This is a genomic window from Geodermatophilus sp. SYSU D00779 (assembly GCF_054050595.1).
The window spans coordinates 62,245-76,637 of sequence record NZ_JBJGZQ010000008.1 but is presented as its reverse complement, the minus strand read 5'-3'; the positions used below and the strand labels follow the sequence as shown (position 1 = coordinate 76,637).

At 75.8% G+C, this 14,393-nt stretch carries 16 protein-coding genes; 7 read left to right on the top strand and 9 right to left on the bottom strand.

The window, feature by feature from the left end:
- Positions 1 to 34: 34 nt before the first annotated feature.
- Entirely contained in the window at positions 35 to 403 is a 369-nt protein-coding gene (locus ACI79G_RS08330; RefSeq protein WP_456880669.1) for a phage holin family protein, read from the bottom strand.
- A gap of 165 nt (positions 404 to 568) precedes the next feature.
- On the opposite strand from ACI79G_RS08330, the gene ACI79G_RS08325 reads away from it, so the two are divergent.
- From ACI79G_RS08325 to ACI79G_RS08315, 3 genes are all read left to right on the top strand, one after another.
- Positions 569 to 967, top strand: coding sequence for a thiol-disulfide oxidoreductase DCC family protein (locus ACI79G_RS08325; protein WP_456880668.1), 399 nt, complete (start codon positions 569 to 571; stop codon positions 965 to 967).
- A gap of 62 nt (positions 968 to 1,029) precedes the next feature.
- Positions 1,030 to 2,001, top strand: coding sequence for a chemotaxis protein CheB (locus tag ACI79G_RS08320; RefSeq protein WP_456880667.1), 972 nt, complete (start codon positions 1,030 to 1,032; stop codon positions 1,999 to 2,001).
- A gap of 107 nt (positions 2,002 to 2,108) precedes the next feature.
- Positions 2,109 to 3,293 (top strand): ATP-binding protein, encoded by a 1,185-nt coding sequence (locus tag ACI79G_RS08315; RefSeq protein ID WP_456880666.1) that lies wholly within the window; start codon positions 2,109 to 2,111, stop codon positions 3,291 to 3,293.
- Positions 3,294 to 3,375: 82 nt separating this feature from the next.
- On the opposite strand, the gene ACI79G_RS08310 is transcribed toward ACI79G_RS08315, so the two are convergent.
- Complete coding sequence (locus ACI79G_RS08310; RefSeq protein ID WP_456880665.1) at positions 3,376 to 4,188, bottom strand: alpha/beta fold hydrolase; 813 nt, start codon at positions 4,186 to 4,188, stop codon at positions 3,376 to 3,378.
- A gap of 162 nt (positions 4,189 to 4,350) precedes the next feature.
- Here ACI79G_RS08310 and ACI79G_RS08305 point away from each other — a divergent pair, with 162 nt between their 5' ends.
- The 3 genes from ACI79G_RS08305 to ACI79G_RS08295 all read left to right on the top strand — a co-directional run bounded on the left by ACI79G_RS08305 (position 4,351) and on the right by ACI79G_RS08295 (position 7,681).
- A complete protein-coding gene (locus ACI79G_RS08305; RefSeq protein ID WP_456880664.1) occupies positions 4,351 to 5,277 on the top strand; it encodes an alpha/beta fold hydrolase in 927 nt (308 codons plus the stop codon).
- Between the two features lie 155 nt (positions 5,278 to 5,432).
- Positions 5,433 to 7,103, top strand: a complete 1,671-nt coding sequence (locus ACI79G_RS08300; protein WP_456880663.1) for a SpoIIE family protein phosphatase — start codon at positions 5,433 to 5,435, stop codon at positions 7,101 to 7,103.
- Positions 7,104 to 7,222: 119 nt separating this feature from the next.
- A complete protein-coding gene (locus ACI79G_RS08295) occupies positions 7,223 to 7,681 on the top strand; it encodes an ATP-binding protein (RefSeq protein WP_456880662.1) in 459 nt (152 codons plus the stop codon).
- A 118-nt stretch (positions 7,682 to 7,799) separates the two neighbouring features.
- Here ACI79G_RS08295 and ACI79G_RS08290 read toward each other — a convergent pair whose 3' ends face one another.
- The 6 genes from ACI79G_RS08290 to ACI79G_RS08265 all read right to left on the bottom strand — a co-directional run bounded on the left by ACI79G_RS08290 (position 7,800) and on the right by ACI79G_RS08265 (position 11,620).
- Positions 7,800 to 8,300, bottom strand: coding sequence for a hypothetical protein (locus ACI79G_RS08290; RefSeq protein WP_456880661.1), 501 nt, complete (start codon positions 8,298 to 8,300; stop codon positions 7,800 to 7,802).
- A gap of 79 nt (positions 8,301 to 8,379) precedes the next feature.
- Positions 8,380 to 8,742 (bottom strand): response regulator, encoded by a 363-nt coding sequence (locus ACI79G_RS08285; protein ID WP_456880660.1) that lies wholly within the window; start codon positions 8,740 to 8,742, stop codon positions 8,380 to 8,382.
- Positions 8,739 to 9,269 (bottom strand): chemotaxis protein CheX, encoded by a 531-nt coding sequence (locus tag ACI79G_RS08280; protein WP_456880659.1) that lies wholly within the window; start codon positions 9,267 to 9,269, stop codon positions 8,739 to 8,741. Before ACI79G_RS08280 ends, ACI79G_RS08285 begins: the two co-directional genes overlap by 4 nt.
- Complete coding sequence (locus ACI79G_RS08275) at positions 9,266 to 9,649, bottom strand: response regulator (protein WP_456880658.1); 384 nt, start codon at positions 9,647 to 9,649, stop codon at positions 9,266 to 9,268. The genes ACI79G_RS08280 and ACI79G_RS08275 overlap by 4 nt, the downstream gene beginning before the upstream one ends.
- 1 nt (position 9,650) lies before the next feature.
- The gene (locus ACI79G_RS08270; RefSeq protein ID WP_456880657.1) at positions 9,651 to 10,475 is read right to left on the bottom strand and encodes a CheR family methyltransferase; all 825 of its coding nucleotides are present in this window, start codon (positions 10,473 to 10,475) and stop codon (positions 9,651 to 9,653) included.
- Positions 10,472 to 11,620 (bottom strand): protein-glutamate methylesterase/protein-glutamine glutaminase, encoded by a 1,149-nt coding sequence (locus ACI79G_RS08265; protein ID WP_456880656.1) that lies wholly within the window; start codon positions 11,618 to 11,620, stop codon positions 10,472 to 10,474. Before ACI79G_RS08265 ends, ACI79G_RS08270 begins: the two co-directional genes overlap by 4 nt.
- Positions 11,621 to 11,975: 355 nt before the next feature.
- Here ACI79G_RS08265 and ACI79G_RS08260 point away from each other — a divergent pair, with 355 nt between their 5' ends.
- Positions 11,976 to 13,160: a glucose-1-phosphate adenylyltransferase family protein gene (locus ACI79G_RS08260; RefSeq protein ID WP_456880655.1), complete on the top strand. Its 1,185-nt coding sequence runs from the start codon at positions 11,976 to 11,978 to the stop codon at positions 13,158 to 13,160.
- 221 nt (positions 13,161 to 13,381) lie between these two features.
- Here ACI79G_RS08260 and ACI79G_RS08255 read toward each other — a convergent pair whose 3' ends face one another.
- Positions 13,382 to 14,299, bottom strand: coding sequence for a hypothetical protein (locus ACI79G_RS08255; RefSeq protein ID WP_456880654.1), 918 nt, complete (start codon positions 14,297 to 14,299; stop codon positions 13,382 to 13,384).
- Positions 14,300 to 14,393: the final 94 nt, after the last annotated feature.

The window sequence follows — 14,393 nt, the reverse complement described above, 5'->3', positions numbered from 1 at the left end:
GAGGTGCCTGCCGTCACAGCGACGCGGCGGGGGATCAGCGCCGCTCGGTGAGCTGGTCGGCGACCCAGCCGCCGATGGCCAGCAGCAGGCCGCCGACGACCGCGGTGCCGAAGCCGTCGACCTGCAGCCGGTCGGTGAGCGCGGCGGTGATGCCGAGCAGCGCCGCGTTGACCACGAGCAGGAACAACCCGAGCGTGACCAGCACGAACGGGAACGACAGCAGCCGCAGGACCGGCCCGACGACCGCGTTGACCACCGCGAAGATCAGCGCGATCCACAGGTAGGTGCCGGGCTCGCCGAGCGGCCCGTTCGGGTTCGGGATCACCTCGATGCCGTTCAGCAGGTAGGCGACGCCGTAGAAGACGCCGGCCATGAGGACGACCTTCACCAGGAACCTCAGCACCGGGCCCACGCTAGCGGCGGCACCTGCCAGGACCCTGTGTGTCGCGTCGGGTCCCGGCCGATGGTCATGGGGACGTCGCCGCCCGGACCGGCGCGTCGTCGCGTGTCTGCTGCGACGAGCCCGTGGTCGACTGGAGGACGCGTCCCGGGACGAGAGGTGGAGACCGTGCAGCGACCGGCCCTGGTCTTCGACGGCGACTGCGGTTTCTGCACCCGCTCGGCGGCCGTCGCCCGGCGGGTGCTGCCCGCCGACTGCGCGGTCGTGCCGTGGCAGGGCGTCGACCTCGGCTCCGTCGGCACCACCGCGGAGCGCGCGCAGCAGGAGGTGCTGTGGGTGCCGCGCACGGGGGAGGTCGTCGGCGGGGCGCGCGCGGTGGCCGCCGCCCTGCACGCGGCCGGCCCGGGCTGGGCGCTGCTGGGCCGGCTGCTGCAGCTGCCCCTGGTCCGGGCGCTGGCCGACCGGGTCTACCGGGTGGTGGCGGCCAACCGGATGCGGCTGCCCGGCGGGACGGCGGCCTGCGCCCTCCCGTCGCGTCCGGACGACGGGGCCCGCCCCGCCTCCTGACGCGTCGGCGCTCGTCCCGCGGGTAACCCCAGGGCGGAGCCCGGTCGGGCGGAGGGGCGGCGGTGGTCGATCGGCTGGTCGTGGTGGGGGCGTCCGCAGGCGGCATCGGGCCGCTGCAGACGCTCGTGGCCGGCCTGCCCGCGGACCTCCCGGCAGCCGTCCTGGTCGTCGTCCACCTGCCGGCGACCGCCGACAGCCACCTGCCGGCCCTGCTCTCCCGCTGCGGCCCGTTGCCGGCCTCCCCCGCGCTCGACGGGCAGCGGCTGACGCCCGGCGCGATCCTCGTCGCCCCGCCCGACCACCACCTGACCGTCCGCGGCGAGCGCGTGCGGCTGACCCGCGGGCCGCGGGAGAACCGCCAGCGGCCGGCCGTCGACCCGCTGTTCCGCAGCGCCGCCGCCGCGTTCGGTCCCGGCGTCGTCGCCGTCGTCCTCTCCGGCGCCCTGGACGACGGCGCGGTGGGCGCCGCGGTCGTGGCCGCCCAGGACGGCGCCGTCGTGGTGCAGGACCCGGCCGAGGCCCGGGTGTCGGCGATGCCGCGGGCCGCGCTGGCCGCCGTCCGCCGGGCACGCAGGGTCGCCACCGCCGACCTCGCGGCCGTGGTGACCGGCCTCGTCCGGCCGACTCCCCCCGTCCCCGACGGGCTGTCGCAGCCCGACCTCCCGGACAGGAGCTCGACGATGAAGGACGGACCGACCGCGGTCACCGAGCTGGGCAGCCCCACCGCGCTCGGCTGCCCGGAGTGCCAGGGCGGCATGTACGAGACCACACCGGACAGCACGGTCAGCTACACCTGCCACGTGGGGCACGGCTGGTCGGCCCAGACGCTGCTGGACGCACAGCACCAGGCGGTCGAGGGCGCCATCTACAACGCCGCCTCGAAGCTGCTGGAGATCGCCGCGGTGCACCGGCGGCTGGCCGTGCTCGACCCCTCGCAGCCGGGCGACCAGGAGGAGCACCTGCGTGCGGCGGACCGGGCCGAGGAGCGGGCGCAGCGGGTCCAGCAACTGGCCGCCGAGGACCCGCAGCCGTGAGGGCGCCTGCGCACCGGACGTGACGACGCGCGGCGCGGACCACGACACGATCGCGTCGTCTAGGCGTTTCTACGGGTCGGGCTAGAGGCGCGCATACGGTGCCCGACATGGACCCCGTGCGGAACCCGTACGCCCCCGGCGCCGGCCAGCGCCCGCCCGAGCTGGCCGGGCGGGACGACGAGCTGTCGGCCTTCGACGTCGTCCTGGAGCGGATCGCGCACGGCCGCCCGGAGCGCTCGCTGGTGCTGACCGGGCTGCGCGGGGTGGGCAAGACGGTGCTGCTCAACCAGCTGCGCTCGGCGGCGATCGGCCGCAGCTGGGGCACGGGGAAGATCGAGGCGCGGCCGGACCAGTCGCTGCGCCGGCCGGTCTCCTCGGCGCTGCACATGGCGCTGCGCGAGCTGCGCCACCCCGACCAGGAGTCCATGGACGCCGTCCTCGGGGTGCTCAAGGCGTTCGCGCTGCGGCAGACCGCGGACGCGAAGGTGCGCGACCGCTGGCAGCCGGGCATCGACGTGCCGGCGTCCAGCGGGCGGGCCGACTCCGGCGACATGGAGATCGACCTGGTGGAGCTGCTCAGCGACGCCGCCGGGCTGGCCGCCGACGTCGGTAAGGGCGTGGCGCTGTTCATCGACGAGATGCAGGACGTGCGGGGCGACGACGTCTCGGCCATCTGCGCGGCCTGCCACGAGCTGTCGCAGCAGGGCGCGCCGCTGATCGTCGTCGGCGCGGGGCTGCCGCACCTGCCGGCGGTGCTGTCGGCGTCCAAGAGCTACTCCGAGCGGCTGTTCCGCTACCTGCGCATCGACCGGCTGGACCGCCCCGCCGCCGACCGGGCGCTGCTCGCTCCGGCCGAGCGGGAGGAGGTCACCTTCGAGCCCGAGGCGCTCGACGCGCTGTACGCGGCCGCGGACGGCTACCCGTACTTCGTGCAGGCCTACGGCAAGGTCACCTGGGACGTCGCCGCCGCCTCCCCCATCACCGCCGCGGACGTCGCCATGGCCGCGCCCGTCGCCGAGGCCGAGCTCGCGGTGGGCTTCTTCGGCTCCCGCTACGACCGCGCCACCCCCGCCGAGCGGGAGTACATGCACGCGATGGCCGAGCTGGGCGGGCCGGCCGGGGCGGCGGTGTCCACCTCGGAGGTCGCGGTGTCGCTGGGCCGCAGGCCCGCGTCCCTCTCCCCCGCGCGGGACTCCCTGATCAAGAAGGGGTTGGTCTTCTCCGCCGAGCGCGGCCAGATCGCCTTCACCGTCCCGCACTTCGGCCGCTACCTGCTCAGCCACCCGGACTGAAGGAGGACCCCGCCCTCCCCACCCGTCGCCCGCTCGGGGCGGTGCCCCGGGCGGGGCCGCGAGTCACGCCACCTCGCCGGCGTCAGGCCGGCAGGAGGAAGGCGTCCAGGTCGGCTGCGACGTCCTCCGGGCGCTCCCAGTTGGGGCAGTGCCCGGTGTCCTCGTAGACCCTCAGCCGGGCGTCGGGGAGCGCGGCCAGGAGCCGGTCCTGCTGGCCGCGGTCGAACAGGGCGTCGGAGTCGCCCCACAGCAGCAGCGTGGGTGCCGTGACGTCGCGGAGCCGGTCGCGGTCGTCGACGCGGACCAGCCCCTCCCAGGAGTCGCGGTAGACCGACCCGGGTGCCTTGCGGCTCTCGGCGACGAGCGCGTCGAAGAAGTCCGGTGCCACCTCGCGGTGCACGGTGCCGGCGGCGAACTCCCGCGCGAAGCCGTCGGGCACCTCCTCGGGGAGGTCGGCGATGGCCGCCCGCACCTCCTCGACCAGGACGTCGCCCATCCGGTCGGCCGAGCCGATGAGCACCAGCCGGTCGACCCGGTCGGGGTGCTGCTCGGCCATCCTGCGGACGACGAAGCTGCCGAAGGAGTGGCCCACCAGGTGCGCCCGTCCCAGGCCGAGCGCGTCGCAGAGGGCCAGGAGGTCGTCGGCGAACCGGTCGAGGGTGTAGCCGCCGGCGGGGCGGTCGGAGTCGCCGAACCCGCGCTGGCTGTAGGCGACGGCGTGCAGCCGCGGGTCCAGGTGGGCGAGGACGCGGCTCCAGGAGAACCAGGAGTCCGGCCAGCCGTGCACGAGGGCGACGGGCGGTCCGTCGGGATCGCCCCGCTCGACGACGTGCAGCCGCACGCCGTCGGGGAGGAGCACGCTGTCGTGGCGGAGGGGCTGCGGCGTCCTGGACACGGGATCTCCCTCGGGGCCGGCCCCCGCGCACGACCACGGTGGGGCCGGCGGCGGAGCGGGGACAGGGTCGTCCTGCCCTCCGGTGCTGCGGACCCGTGGTGGTCGACGGCCGACGCGGGCCTGGACCTGCGGCGGCACCGCCGCCCGGGCAGGCTGGGGACCGTGAGCGACCCCGTCCGAGACCCCGAGCTGATCAGCGTCCCGGTGGAGGGCGGTGAGCTCGCCGCACTGCACTGGCCCGCCGACTCCCCCGGTGCGCCCATCGCCGTCCTCGTCCACGGCATCACCGCCAACGCCATGGCCTGGGCACGGGTGGCCGGCGCGCTGGCCGGCGGGTTCGAGGTGGTCGCGCCGGACCTGCGCGGCCGGGCCGCGTCGGCGGGGCTGCCCGGGCCGTACGGGCTGGAGCGGCACGCGGCCGACGTCACCGCCGTCCTGGACTCCCTCGGCGCGGACGACGACGCGGGGGCCGACACCGCCGTGCTCGTCGGGCACTCGATGGGGGCGTACGTCGCGACGCTGGCGGCCGCCGGGGTGGCCCGCGACCGCGTGCACGGCCTGGTGCTGGTCGACGGCGGCCTGTCGTACCCGACGCCGCCCGGTGCCGACGTCGACGCGATGCTGGCCGCCCTCCTCGGCCCGTCCCTGGACCGCCTGTCGATGACGTTCCCCGACCTCGCCGCGGTCCGGGCCTTCTGGTCGCAGTACCCCGCGGTCGGCCCGTGGGTCGACGTCCCCTCGGTGGCGGCGTACCTGGCTCGCGACATGGTCGGCGAGCCGCCGGCGCTGCGCAGCGCGTGCGTCCCGGAGGCCGTGCGGGTGGACGGCGGCGACGTGCTGCTCAACGAGCGGGTGCTCGAGGCGACGACCGACCTGCCGGTGCCTGCCACCCTGCTGTGGGCGACCCGCGGGATGTTCGACCAGACCCCGGGCCTCTACGACGAGGTGCGGCTGGCCCAGCTGGGCCTGGAGCCCAGCGGCATCACCGCCCGGGAGGTGCCCGACACCAACCACTACTCGATCCTCTGGGCCTCGCAGGGGGTCGAGGCGATCACCGCCGCCGTCCGCGAGGCCGCCGCGCGGGACTGAGGACACCCGGGGACGGCGGCCGCGCCACGCCGGTGCGCCTTGGCAGCGCGCCCGCCCGCTGCCACGATCCGGGCACCCTCCCGGCCCGCAGGGCGGCGGGGAGGCGCTCCGAGGTCGGGGCAGGGGCCAGCCCGCCGAGAGAGGTGGTCCTCGTGGTGAGCCCAGGACCGCAGCCGCGACCGCAGGGGTGGCCGGAGCCGCTCGACCGGAGCGCCGCCCTGGCCACCGGCGTGCTGGCCGCCATGCCCGCCGCGCTGGGCTGTCTCGACCCCGCAGGACGGGTCGCGCTGCTCAACGCGGCGGGTGAGCGGCTGCTCGACCGCCCGGCCGCCGACGTCGTCGGGCGTCCGGTCACCGAGGTGCTGTGCGCCGGCACGGCCGCCGCCGTCACCCGGGCCTGCCACGAGGCCGTGGCCTCGGGCGGGCCGGTCTCCCTCGAGGTCCCCGACCCCTGGGGCGGCCCGGGCTGGTCGGCGCTGCACGCCTGGCCGGTGTCGGACGGCGCCGCCTTCGTCTTCGTCGACGTCACCGCGCGCCGGCAGGCTCAGGACGAGGCCGAGGCGGCCCGGCGGGCCGCGGAGCGGGCCGGCGCCCGCACGGCGCTGCTGGCCGCGGTGACCGGGGAGCTGTCCGGCGCGCTGGACAGCGAGTCGGCGCTGGGCAGCCTGGCGCGGCTGGTCGTCCCCGCGCTCACCGACGGCTGCGTGGTCACCGTCGTCGACCGGGAGGGCCGTGCTCGCGACGTCGGCTCCTGGCACGTCGACCCGGCCCGCCGCCCGCTCCTGGACCGCTACGCCGAGGTCCGCCTGGACACCCTGCCGACGGCCTCCCCCGTCGCCCGCGCGCTGCGGTCGGGCAGCGAGGCGCAGCAGCCGGTGGCCGCCGTCCTCGAGCTCATGCCGCCGGGCCCGGCCCGCGACCTGCTCGCGGAGCTGGGCCCGGACACCGCCGTCGTCCTGCCGCTGACCGCCGACGGCCGCGCGGTCGGCGTCCTCACCCTCTACCTCGACCCCGGGCGCACGCTGGACGACGACGACCTGGCCGCCGCGCGCGAGGTCGCGGCGCAGGCCGGGCGCGCCGTCGACCGGGTGCACCGGCAGAGCGAGCAGGCCAAGCTCGCCGAGGGCCTGCAGCGCAGCCTGCTCACCGACCTGCCGACCATCGCCGGGGCGCAGGTGGTGGCCCGCTACGTGCCCGCGGCGGAGGCCGCCCGCGTCGGCGGGGACTGGTACGACGCCTTCCTGCACACCGACGGCGACCCGGTCGTGGTCATCGGGGACGTCACGGGCCACGACACCGCCGCAGCGGCCGAGATGGGGCAGCTGCGCGGGCTGCTGCGGGGCATCGCCCACTACAGCGGCGCGGGGCCGGCGGAGGTGCTGCGCGGCCTGGACGCCGCGATGGCCGCGATGCACACCGGCACGCTGGCCACCGCCGCGATCGCCCGACTCGAGGAGGGCGGGACCCGGCTGCGCTGGGCCAGCGCCGGTCACCCGCCCCCACTGGTCGCCGACCCCGACGGCACGGTGACCGTGCTCGCTGACGGGCTCGGCGACCTGCTGCTGGGGGTGGACCCGACGACGGTGCGGCGGGAGTGCACCGTGCCGCTGCGTCCGGGTGCGGTCGTGCTGCTCTACACCGACGGGCTGGTGGAGCGCCGGGACTGCGACGTCGACACCGGGGTGGGCCGGCTGCGCCGGCACCTGGCCGCGCTGGCGGACCGGCCGCTGGAGCAGCTGGCCGACGAGCTGCTGGCGCGGATGCTGCCCGCCACGCCCGGGGACGACGTCGCGCTGGTCGCGATCTGCGTGCACCCACCGCGCTGACCGGCACGGACGAGAGGCGCCTCACTCCTGGGGGTCGGAAACGCCCGGGACACGATTGAGCGTCCAGCCGCCCGGGAACCACCTCCGTGTCGGAGACAGCGACGGACGGGGAGAGGGCAGTGGGTCGACTCGCGTGGCCGTTGCGTCCGCTTCCGGACGGCCGGGGCGAGGTCTGGCGGTGGGACCTGCAGTCCATCGCCGAGCTCCCGGCGGCACGAGCCGTGCTGCGGGCACGGCTGGACGGCGTCGGTTACCCGAGGGACGGCGACGACACCGCGGCCGAGCGGCTGATCCTGGCCTTCGACGAGCTGGCGTCCAACGCGCTGCGGCACGGCTTGTCCCCCGTCGTGGCCACGGTGGTCGCCGGCAGCGGCGGCTGGCTGCTCGACGTCAGCGACCGCGACCCCGACACCATGCCCAGCCCGGCCGTCGACCGCGACCCCGCCCAGGGCGGCCTGGGGCTGTACCTGGTGGCCCGGCTGTCGGTGGCCCACGGCTGGTACGTCGACGACGGCTGCAAGCACGTCTGGGCCTGCCTGCCCACGAGCACCGACGACCGCGAGCCGGCGCTGAACTGACGTTCCACGTGCAACACGCGAGGACGGCCCCGAGGCGCAGTGCCTCGGGGCCGTCGATGTGGAGCGCCCGGGACGGCGGGAGGGCGGTCTCCGGCGCCGTCCCGGGGCGTCTGCCGGGTCAGGCCCTGGAGGGGATGACCAGGGAGAGCCCGCCCTTGCCGTAACCGGGGACGTCGATGGCGAGGTCGAGCCGGTTGAAGGCGGCCAGCGAGCAGGCGATGTCGCCGGGCAGGTCGTCACCCGGGGCGTAGAGCTTGTAGAGCTTGGAGTGCGGCGCACCGGGCACGTTGAACAGCGCCGAGAGCACGTTGACGACCTCGTGCAGCGCCTCGGTGAGCATCGTGGTCAGCTCGCCGTCCTCCTCGACGGCGTCCTGCGCGCCGCCGGGGGGCAGCAGCGCGAGGGCGGCGCCGGTGTAGGCCGAGGCGCCGAGGTCCATGACGCACAGCGCGTTCACGTTCATCGACGGGTCCACGTACACGGCCACCGACACCGGCGACCTCGGCGTCGGGGTCACCGGCGCGCCCGGCAGCACGCCGACGGGCTTGCCGACCAGGCCGCTGAGCATGTCCTTGACGGCCTTGGCGTCCGGCAGGACGACGGTCAGCGGGGCGCTCACTCCGCCTCCTCGCTGGCGCTCGTCGCCGGCGTGACCGCCCAGGCGACCGTGTCGACCGCGGAGCTCGCACGCTCGCTCCTCATGCGATCACCCCGTCCAGGTTCTCGCGGAAGGTCTCCTCGTTGAACGGCTTGGCGATGAGGAACAGCGCACCCGCGGCGCTGGCCCTGTCCCGCATCTCCTGCGAGCCCTCGGAGGTGACGAAGCCGAACGGGACGCCGGAGCCGGCCGACCGCAGCGCCTGCAGGCACTCCAGACCGGTCATGTTCGGCATGTTCCAGTCCGACAGCACCAGGTCGGGGTTCTCGGCCTGGACCTTGTCGTAGGCGTCGCGGCCGTCCTCGGCCTCGACGATGTCGTGGTCCTCGTACCCGGCCTGGCGCAGGGTGCGGATGACGATCTGCCGCATCACGCGGCTGTCGTCGGCGACGAGGATCTTCACAGTGACGCTCCGTTCGGGTGCGCGGGGTTCGGGTGCGGGGTGGACAGGGCCGGCAGGGCGCCCTGCACGGACACGACCAGGGGCTGGCCGCGCCACAGGACCTCGAGCCGGCAGACGTCCTCGGGGTTGCGGACGTCGGGGGCCTCGCCGACCTGGGGCAGGCCCAGGGTGGAGGGGCCGGGGAGGGCGGCCTTGACGTTGCCGCCGACCACGTTGGCGATCTCGCCGAACGCGTCGGCGACGTCCTCGTGGTCGAGCAGCTCGGGCGCGGCCTGGCCGAGCAGCGCCCGGGTCAGGTCGGCCGCGGTCTGCCGGCCGGTGGTGAGGACGACGCTGCCGGTCCACGGGCCGACGACGTCCACCCACGCCGAGAGCGTCTCGGCGGGCAGGTCGCCGGGCAGCGGGACGAGCACCTCGTCCTCCCCGACGAGGGCGACCCAGGCCTCACCGGCGATCGCCTCGACGGTGGCCTCGTCGATCAGCTCGGGGATGGTCGGGCGTGCGACGGCATCGTGTGCGAGCGTCACAGGACGGCCTCCTCGGGGAGCATGCCGAGCAGCGCGAGCTTGTCGCGGAGCGCGTCGGCGGTGAACGGCTTGATCACGTACTCGTGCGCACCCGCGGCGAGCGCCCGGACGATCTGGCCCTGCTCGCTCTCCGAGGTCACCATCATCAGCGTGAGGGCGCGCCACGCCGGGTTGGCCCGGACGGCGGAGACGAACTGCAGCCCGTCCATCACCGGCATGTTCCAGTCGATCGTGCACAGGTCGGGCACGTAGCCCTCCTGCAGCACGTCGAGGGCCTCCTGCCCGTGGCCGGCCTGTCGGGTCTCGTAGCCGAAACCCTCCAGCGCCGCGCCCACGATGCGCCGCATGGCGCGGGAGTCGTCGATCACCAGTGCACGCACGTCAGTTCCCCTTCAGCGGGCGGTAGGCGGAGCTGCGGCCGATGACGACCCGCTCCCAGGAGTCGTCGACGCCGAGCGTGGTCTCCGCGGCGCCGAGGAAGAGCCATCCGTCCGGGCGCATGAGCGCGCGCACCCGGCGGAGGATCGCCTGCTTGGTGGGCAGGTCGAAGTAGATGAGGACGTTGCGCAGGTAGACCACGTCGAACGGCCCCATGCGGGGCAGCGGAGCGGCCAGGTTGCACTCGCTCGCCGTCACCATGCGCCGCAGCGACGGGGAGACCTCCCACTCGGTGCCCGCCCGGGTGAAGTGCCGCACCAGCATCGGTGCGGGCAGCCCCCGGTTGACCTCCAGCTGGCTGAACCGCCCGGCCCGGGTGCGCTCGACCATCTCGCGGGAGAGGTCGGTCGCGGTGATGGCGACGCGGGTCGCGGCGTTGGGCAGCGCGTCCTCGAGCAGCATGGCGATCGTGTACGGCTCCTGCCCGCTGGAGCAGGCCGCCGACCAGACCTGCAGCCGCTCGGCCGGCCCGCGGGCCGACAGCAGCGAGGGCAGCACCGTCGAGGTGAGGGCGGTGAACGGGTCACCGTCCCGGAACCACGAGGTCTCGTTCGTGGTGAGCGCCTCGACGATCCTGCGGGTGGACTCGGGGCTGGGCCGGGTGCGGACCGAGTCGACCAGCTGGCCGACGTCGGGCAGCCCCATGGACCGGGCGATCGGCAACAGCCGCGCCTCGACCAGGTACTCCTTGCCCGGGGCGAGCACGATCGCGCTCTCCCGGTGCACCAGCTGGCGGACCCAGTCGAAGCTGGTCGCGGTGAGGGTCATCGTCGTCCTCCGGCGAACGAGGGCGCGGGAGCCGGGTGGGCCGCGGGGACCCGCGGCCCGGTGATCCGCCGGGTGACCGCCTCGGCGACCCGGTCGAGCGGCAGCACCTCGTCGGCGAAGCCGGCCGTGGCCACGGCGCCGGGCATGCCCCAGACGACGGAGGTGGCCTGGTCCTGGACGACGACCGCGCCCCCGGCCTCGCGGATGCGACCGGCGCCGACGCGCCCGTCCGAGCCCATGCCGGTGAGCACGACGCCGAGGACGGCGCCGTCGAAGGTCTCGACCGCGGAGCGGAACAGCGGGTCGACGGCGGGACGGCAGAAGTTCTCCGGCGGCGACTGGTCCAGCGCGGTGGACAGGCCGCGGCCGGTCCGGCGGATGGTCAGGTGGTGGTCGCCCGGTGCCAGGTGCACGGTGCCGGGCGCCAGCGGGGTGCCGTCGACGGCCTCGACCACGGTGAGCGGGCAGAGGCGGTCCAGCCGCTGGGCGAACTGGCGGGTGAAGACCGGGGGCATGTGCTGCACGAGCAGCACCGGGACCGGCAGGGACGCCGGGAGGGCCGGCAGCACCTTCGCCAGCGCCTCCGGGCCGCCGGTGGAGGAGCCGATGACCAGGACGGCGGGCTGCTTGACCGCACCGACGCGCGGGGCCGGCGGGCGGACCGGGGCCGGGGCGGGTGCGGCTGCGCGGACCGGACCGGTGGTGACCGGGCGCCCCGTGAGCGCCTTGATCTTGGGGATCAGCTGCTGCCGCACGCTCTCCATGGACTGCGCGACGCTGCCGACGTTGGCCGGCTTGGTGACGTAGTCGTTGGCGCCGGCGGAGAGGGCGTCGAGGGTGGCCGACGCGCCCCGTTCGGTGAGCGTGCTGAACATGATGATCGGCACGCGGCTGTGCCCTCGTCCCGCCCCACCACCCCCGGCACCGGCGCGGATGGCGCGGACCGCCTCGATGCCGTTCATCTCCGGCATCTCGATGTCCATCGTGACCAGGTCGGGCTTGAGCTGCTCGAGCTTGCCGACGGCGATGCGGCCGTTGACGGCGGTGCCGACGACCTCGATCGCCGGGTCCTCCGAGAGCACGTCGGTGACGATCTTGCGGACGACCACCGAGTCGTCGACGACCAACACCCGGATCGGGTCCATGCGTCCTCCGTCTCCCCGTGCGGGGGCCTGCCAGGGCGAGCTGGCGCTGTGGTCGGCACCGCCCGGCGGTCGGGAACGGGTGCAGCCGGCGTCCGCCCGGGTCCCGGCGGCGCCTGTCACGGGTGTTGTCGGCCGCTCCTCCCCCGCACTTGAGCCGATCCCGGGAATTCCGCATCACAACTCCGGAACGGCCGGGAAATGATCACCGACCATTTCCCGTCACCTGTCGACACGTCTCCGGAGGAGCGACGGGCCAGCGTGTCGAGCGCCGTCTACGGCTGTCTGACGTCCGTGCCAGAGAGCCGTAGAGAGTGCTCACGAGGGTGAACGCCGTCCCCTCGGGTAGCCGGGGGCCATGGCACTCCCCCGGGTCCTCGTCCTCGTCCTGGCAGGTGGCGCCGGCGGGCGGCTGGAACTGCTCACCGAGCAGCGCGCCAAGCCCGCCGTCCCCTTCGCAGGCGTCTACCGGCTGATCGACTTCCCGCTGAGCAACTGCCAGCACTCGCACCTGGCCGACGTGTGGGTGTCCGTGCAGTTCCACCCCACGTCGCTGTCGCAGCACCTGGCCAACGGCCGGCCGTGGGACCTCGACCGCACCGACGGCGGGCTGCTCGTGCTGCCGCCGTACCAGGGCACCGACCGCGCCGGCTGGGTCTCCGGGACGGCGAACTCGCTGTGGCGCTACGCCCCGCTGGTCCGCGACTTCGACCCCGACGCGCTCGTCGTGGTCAGCGCCGACGCCGTCTACAAGCTGGACTACCGCGAGGTCGTCGACGGGCACCTGGGCTCCGGCGCGGAGGTCACCATGGTGACCACCGAGGTCGCCGAGGACGACGCGCCGCGCTACGGCATCGTCGAGGTCGGCAGCGGCGGGAAGGTCGCCGACTACGCCTACAAGCCCGACGAGCCGCGCACCACCACGGCCACCAACGAGGTCTTCGTCTTCTCCCCCGGCCCGACGCTGGACCGGCTGGAGGCGCTGGCCGCCGAGCACGGTGAGGACGGCCTGGAGGACCTGGGCACCCACCTGCTCCCGGCGCAGACCCGCGACGGCCTGGCCCGCGCGCACCCGTTCGAGGGCTACTGGCGCGACGTGGGGACCGTGGAGGCCTACTGGGCGGCCCACCACGAGTTCCGCTCCCCCGAGCCGCCCCTGGACCTCGACGACGAGGGCTGGGCGCTGCACACCCGCGGCGGCCGTCACAGCGCCGCCCGGGTGCTGCGCGGGGCGGAGGTGGACGACAGCCTGATCTCCGGCGGCACCCGCGTGGCCGGGCGGGTGAGCGGGTCGGTGCTCTCCCCCGGGGTCGTCGTGGAGGCCGGGGCGACCGTCGTCGACTCGGTGCTGCTGCCGGGTGCGCGCGTGCGGGCCGGCGCCACGGTGACCCGCACGGTGCTCGACGACGGCGTCGTGGTCGGCGAGCGTGCCACGGTCGGTGGGGACGGCGAGGTCACCCTGGTCGGCCGCCGGGCCGAGGTGGCGGCCGGCGACGAGCTCCCCGCCGGCGCCCGCTTCCCGGATCCCGAGAAGGAGGGTTGATCCACCGACCTCCGGCCGGCCCGACTCGACGAGGACGCGAGCCGCCCCGCGAGGCGGTGCGAGGAGTGGGGGCCGGAGGCTCCCGCGATCGAGCGCCGGGAAGGGCTCAGCTCAGCACGGGGACGGCTCCTGGCCGCGGTGTGCACGCTAGCCGCCCCGCGAGGCGGTGCGAGGAGTGGGGGCCGGAGGCTCCCGCGATCGAGCGCCGGGAAGGGCTCAGCTCAGCACGGGGACGGCTCCTGGCCGCGGTGCGACCCGGAGGGTCGCGGGGAGAACAGCACCGCGAGGGCGTCGCTGCCGAGCAGGTCGGCCATGACGACGCCCTGCACGCACCCCGCGACGGCGTTCCAGGCACCCGCGGCGGCTGCCGCGGCGTCGAAGCCGGCGTCGAGGAACGCCCGGACGGCGAGCAGCTGGGCGGTGGCGAGCGTGCGGGTGCGGCCGGAGACGTGCGCGGCCCACGAGGCCTCGTGCATCGCGGCCGCCCACGGCCGGCGCTCGGCGCGGGAGGCGTCGACGGCGGCCATCCAGCGGGCGCGGCCGGCGGCGTCCAGCGAGCGCAGGCCGGTCAGCAGCTCGGAGAGCTCCCCGGTGGCGGGGCCCAGGTCGAGCTCCGGGGTCGTCGGCACGCCGGTCGAGGCGGCGAGCAGGAACGGGCCGGTGAGCTGCCGGCGGACCAGCGGCGGCAGCACGGCGGCGGCCCAGGCGCCCACGGCGGCGTCGGCGAGGACGTCGGCGGCGGCCTCCCGGACCGGCTCGTCGGCGAGCGCGGCGGCGGGGTGCTCGGGGCCGAGGACGTCCTCGCGGAGCACCCGCTCGACGGCGGCGGCGTCCCCGATGGTGCTGCGCTCGAGCTGGGCGACCAGCGCCGCGGCCCGGTCGGCGCCGGGAGGGGTGTCGGCGGCGGTGCGCAGGTGCGGGACGGCGACGGCGAGCTCCCGGGCCTTGCGCGCCCGGACGGCGAGGACGGCGCGCTGCTCGCGGTCGCGGCCCGCGGCCGGGTGGACCGCGGCCAGCTGCTCCAGCGCCGGGACGTCGGCGGCGAGCCCGGCGAGCAGGGCGTCCGCGACGGCGCGGCCGGCCGGCAGGCGGACCAGGTCGAAGCCGAGCGTGGCGGCACTGACCAGTGAGTAGGGCACGGCAGGCCTCCCAGTCGACGTCCCCCGAGGTGAGGTCGACCCAGACTGACCGTGACCGCGAACCTGCGCCACGTGAGCGTCACCCGTTCGCCCG

Bases quoted from the DNA above. Each gene is read 5' to 3' on its own strand.
- ACI79G_RS08260 (WP_456880655.1), top strand. From the start codon at position 11,976: ATGGCACTCCCCCGGGTCCTCGTCCTCGTCCTGGCAGGTGGCGCCGGC.
- ACI79G_RS08315 (WP_456880666.1), top strand. From the start codon at position 2,109: ATGGACCCCGTGCGGAACCCGTACGCCCCCGGCGCCGGCCAGCGCCCG.
- ACI79G_RS08265 (WP_456880656.1), bottom strand. From the start codon at position 11,620: ATGGACCCGATCCGGGTGTTGGTCGTCGACGACTCGGTGGTCGTCCGC.
- ACI79G_RS08270 (WP_456880657.1), bottom strand. From the start codon at position 10,475: ATGACCCTCACCGCGACCAGCTTCGACTGGGTCCGCCAGCTGGTGCAC.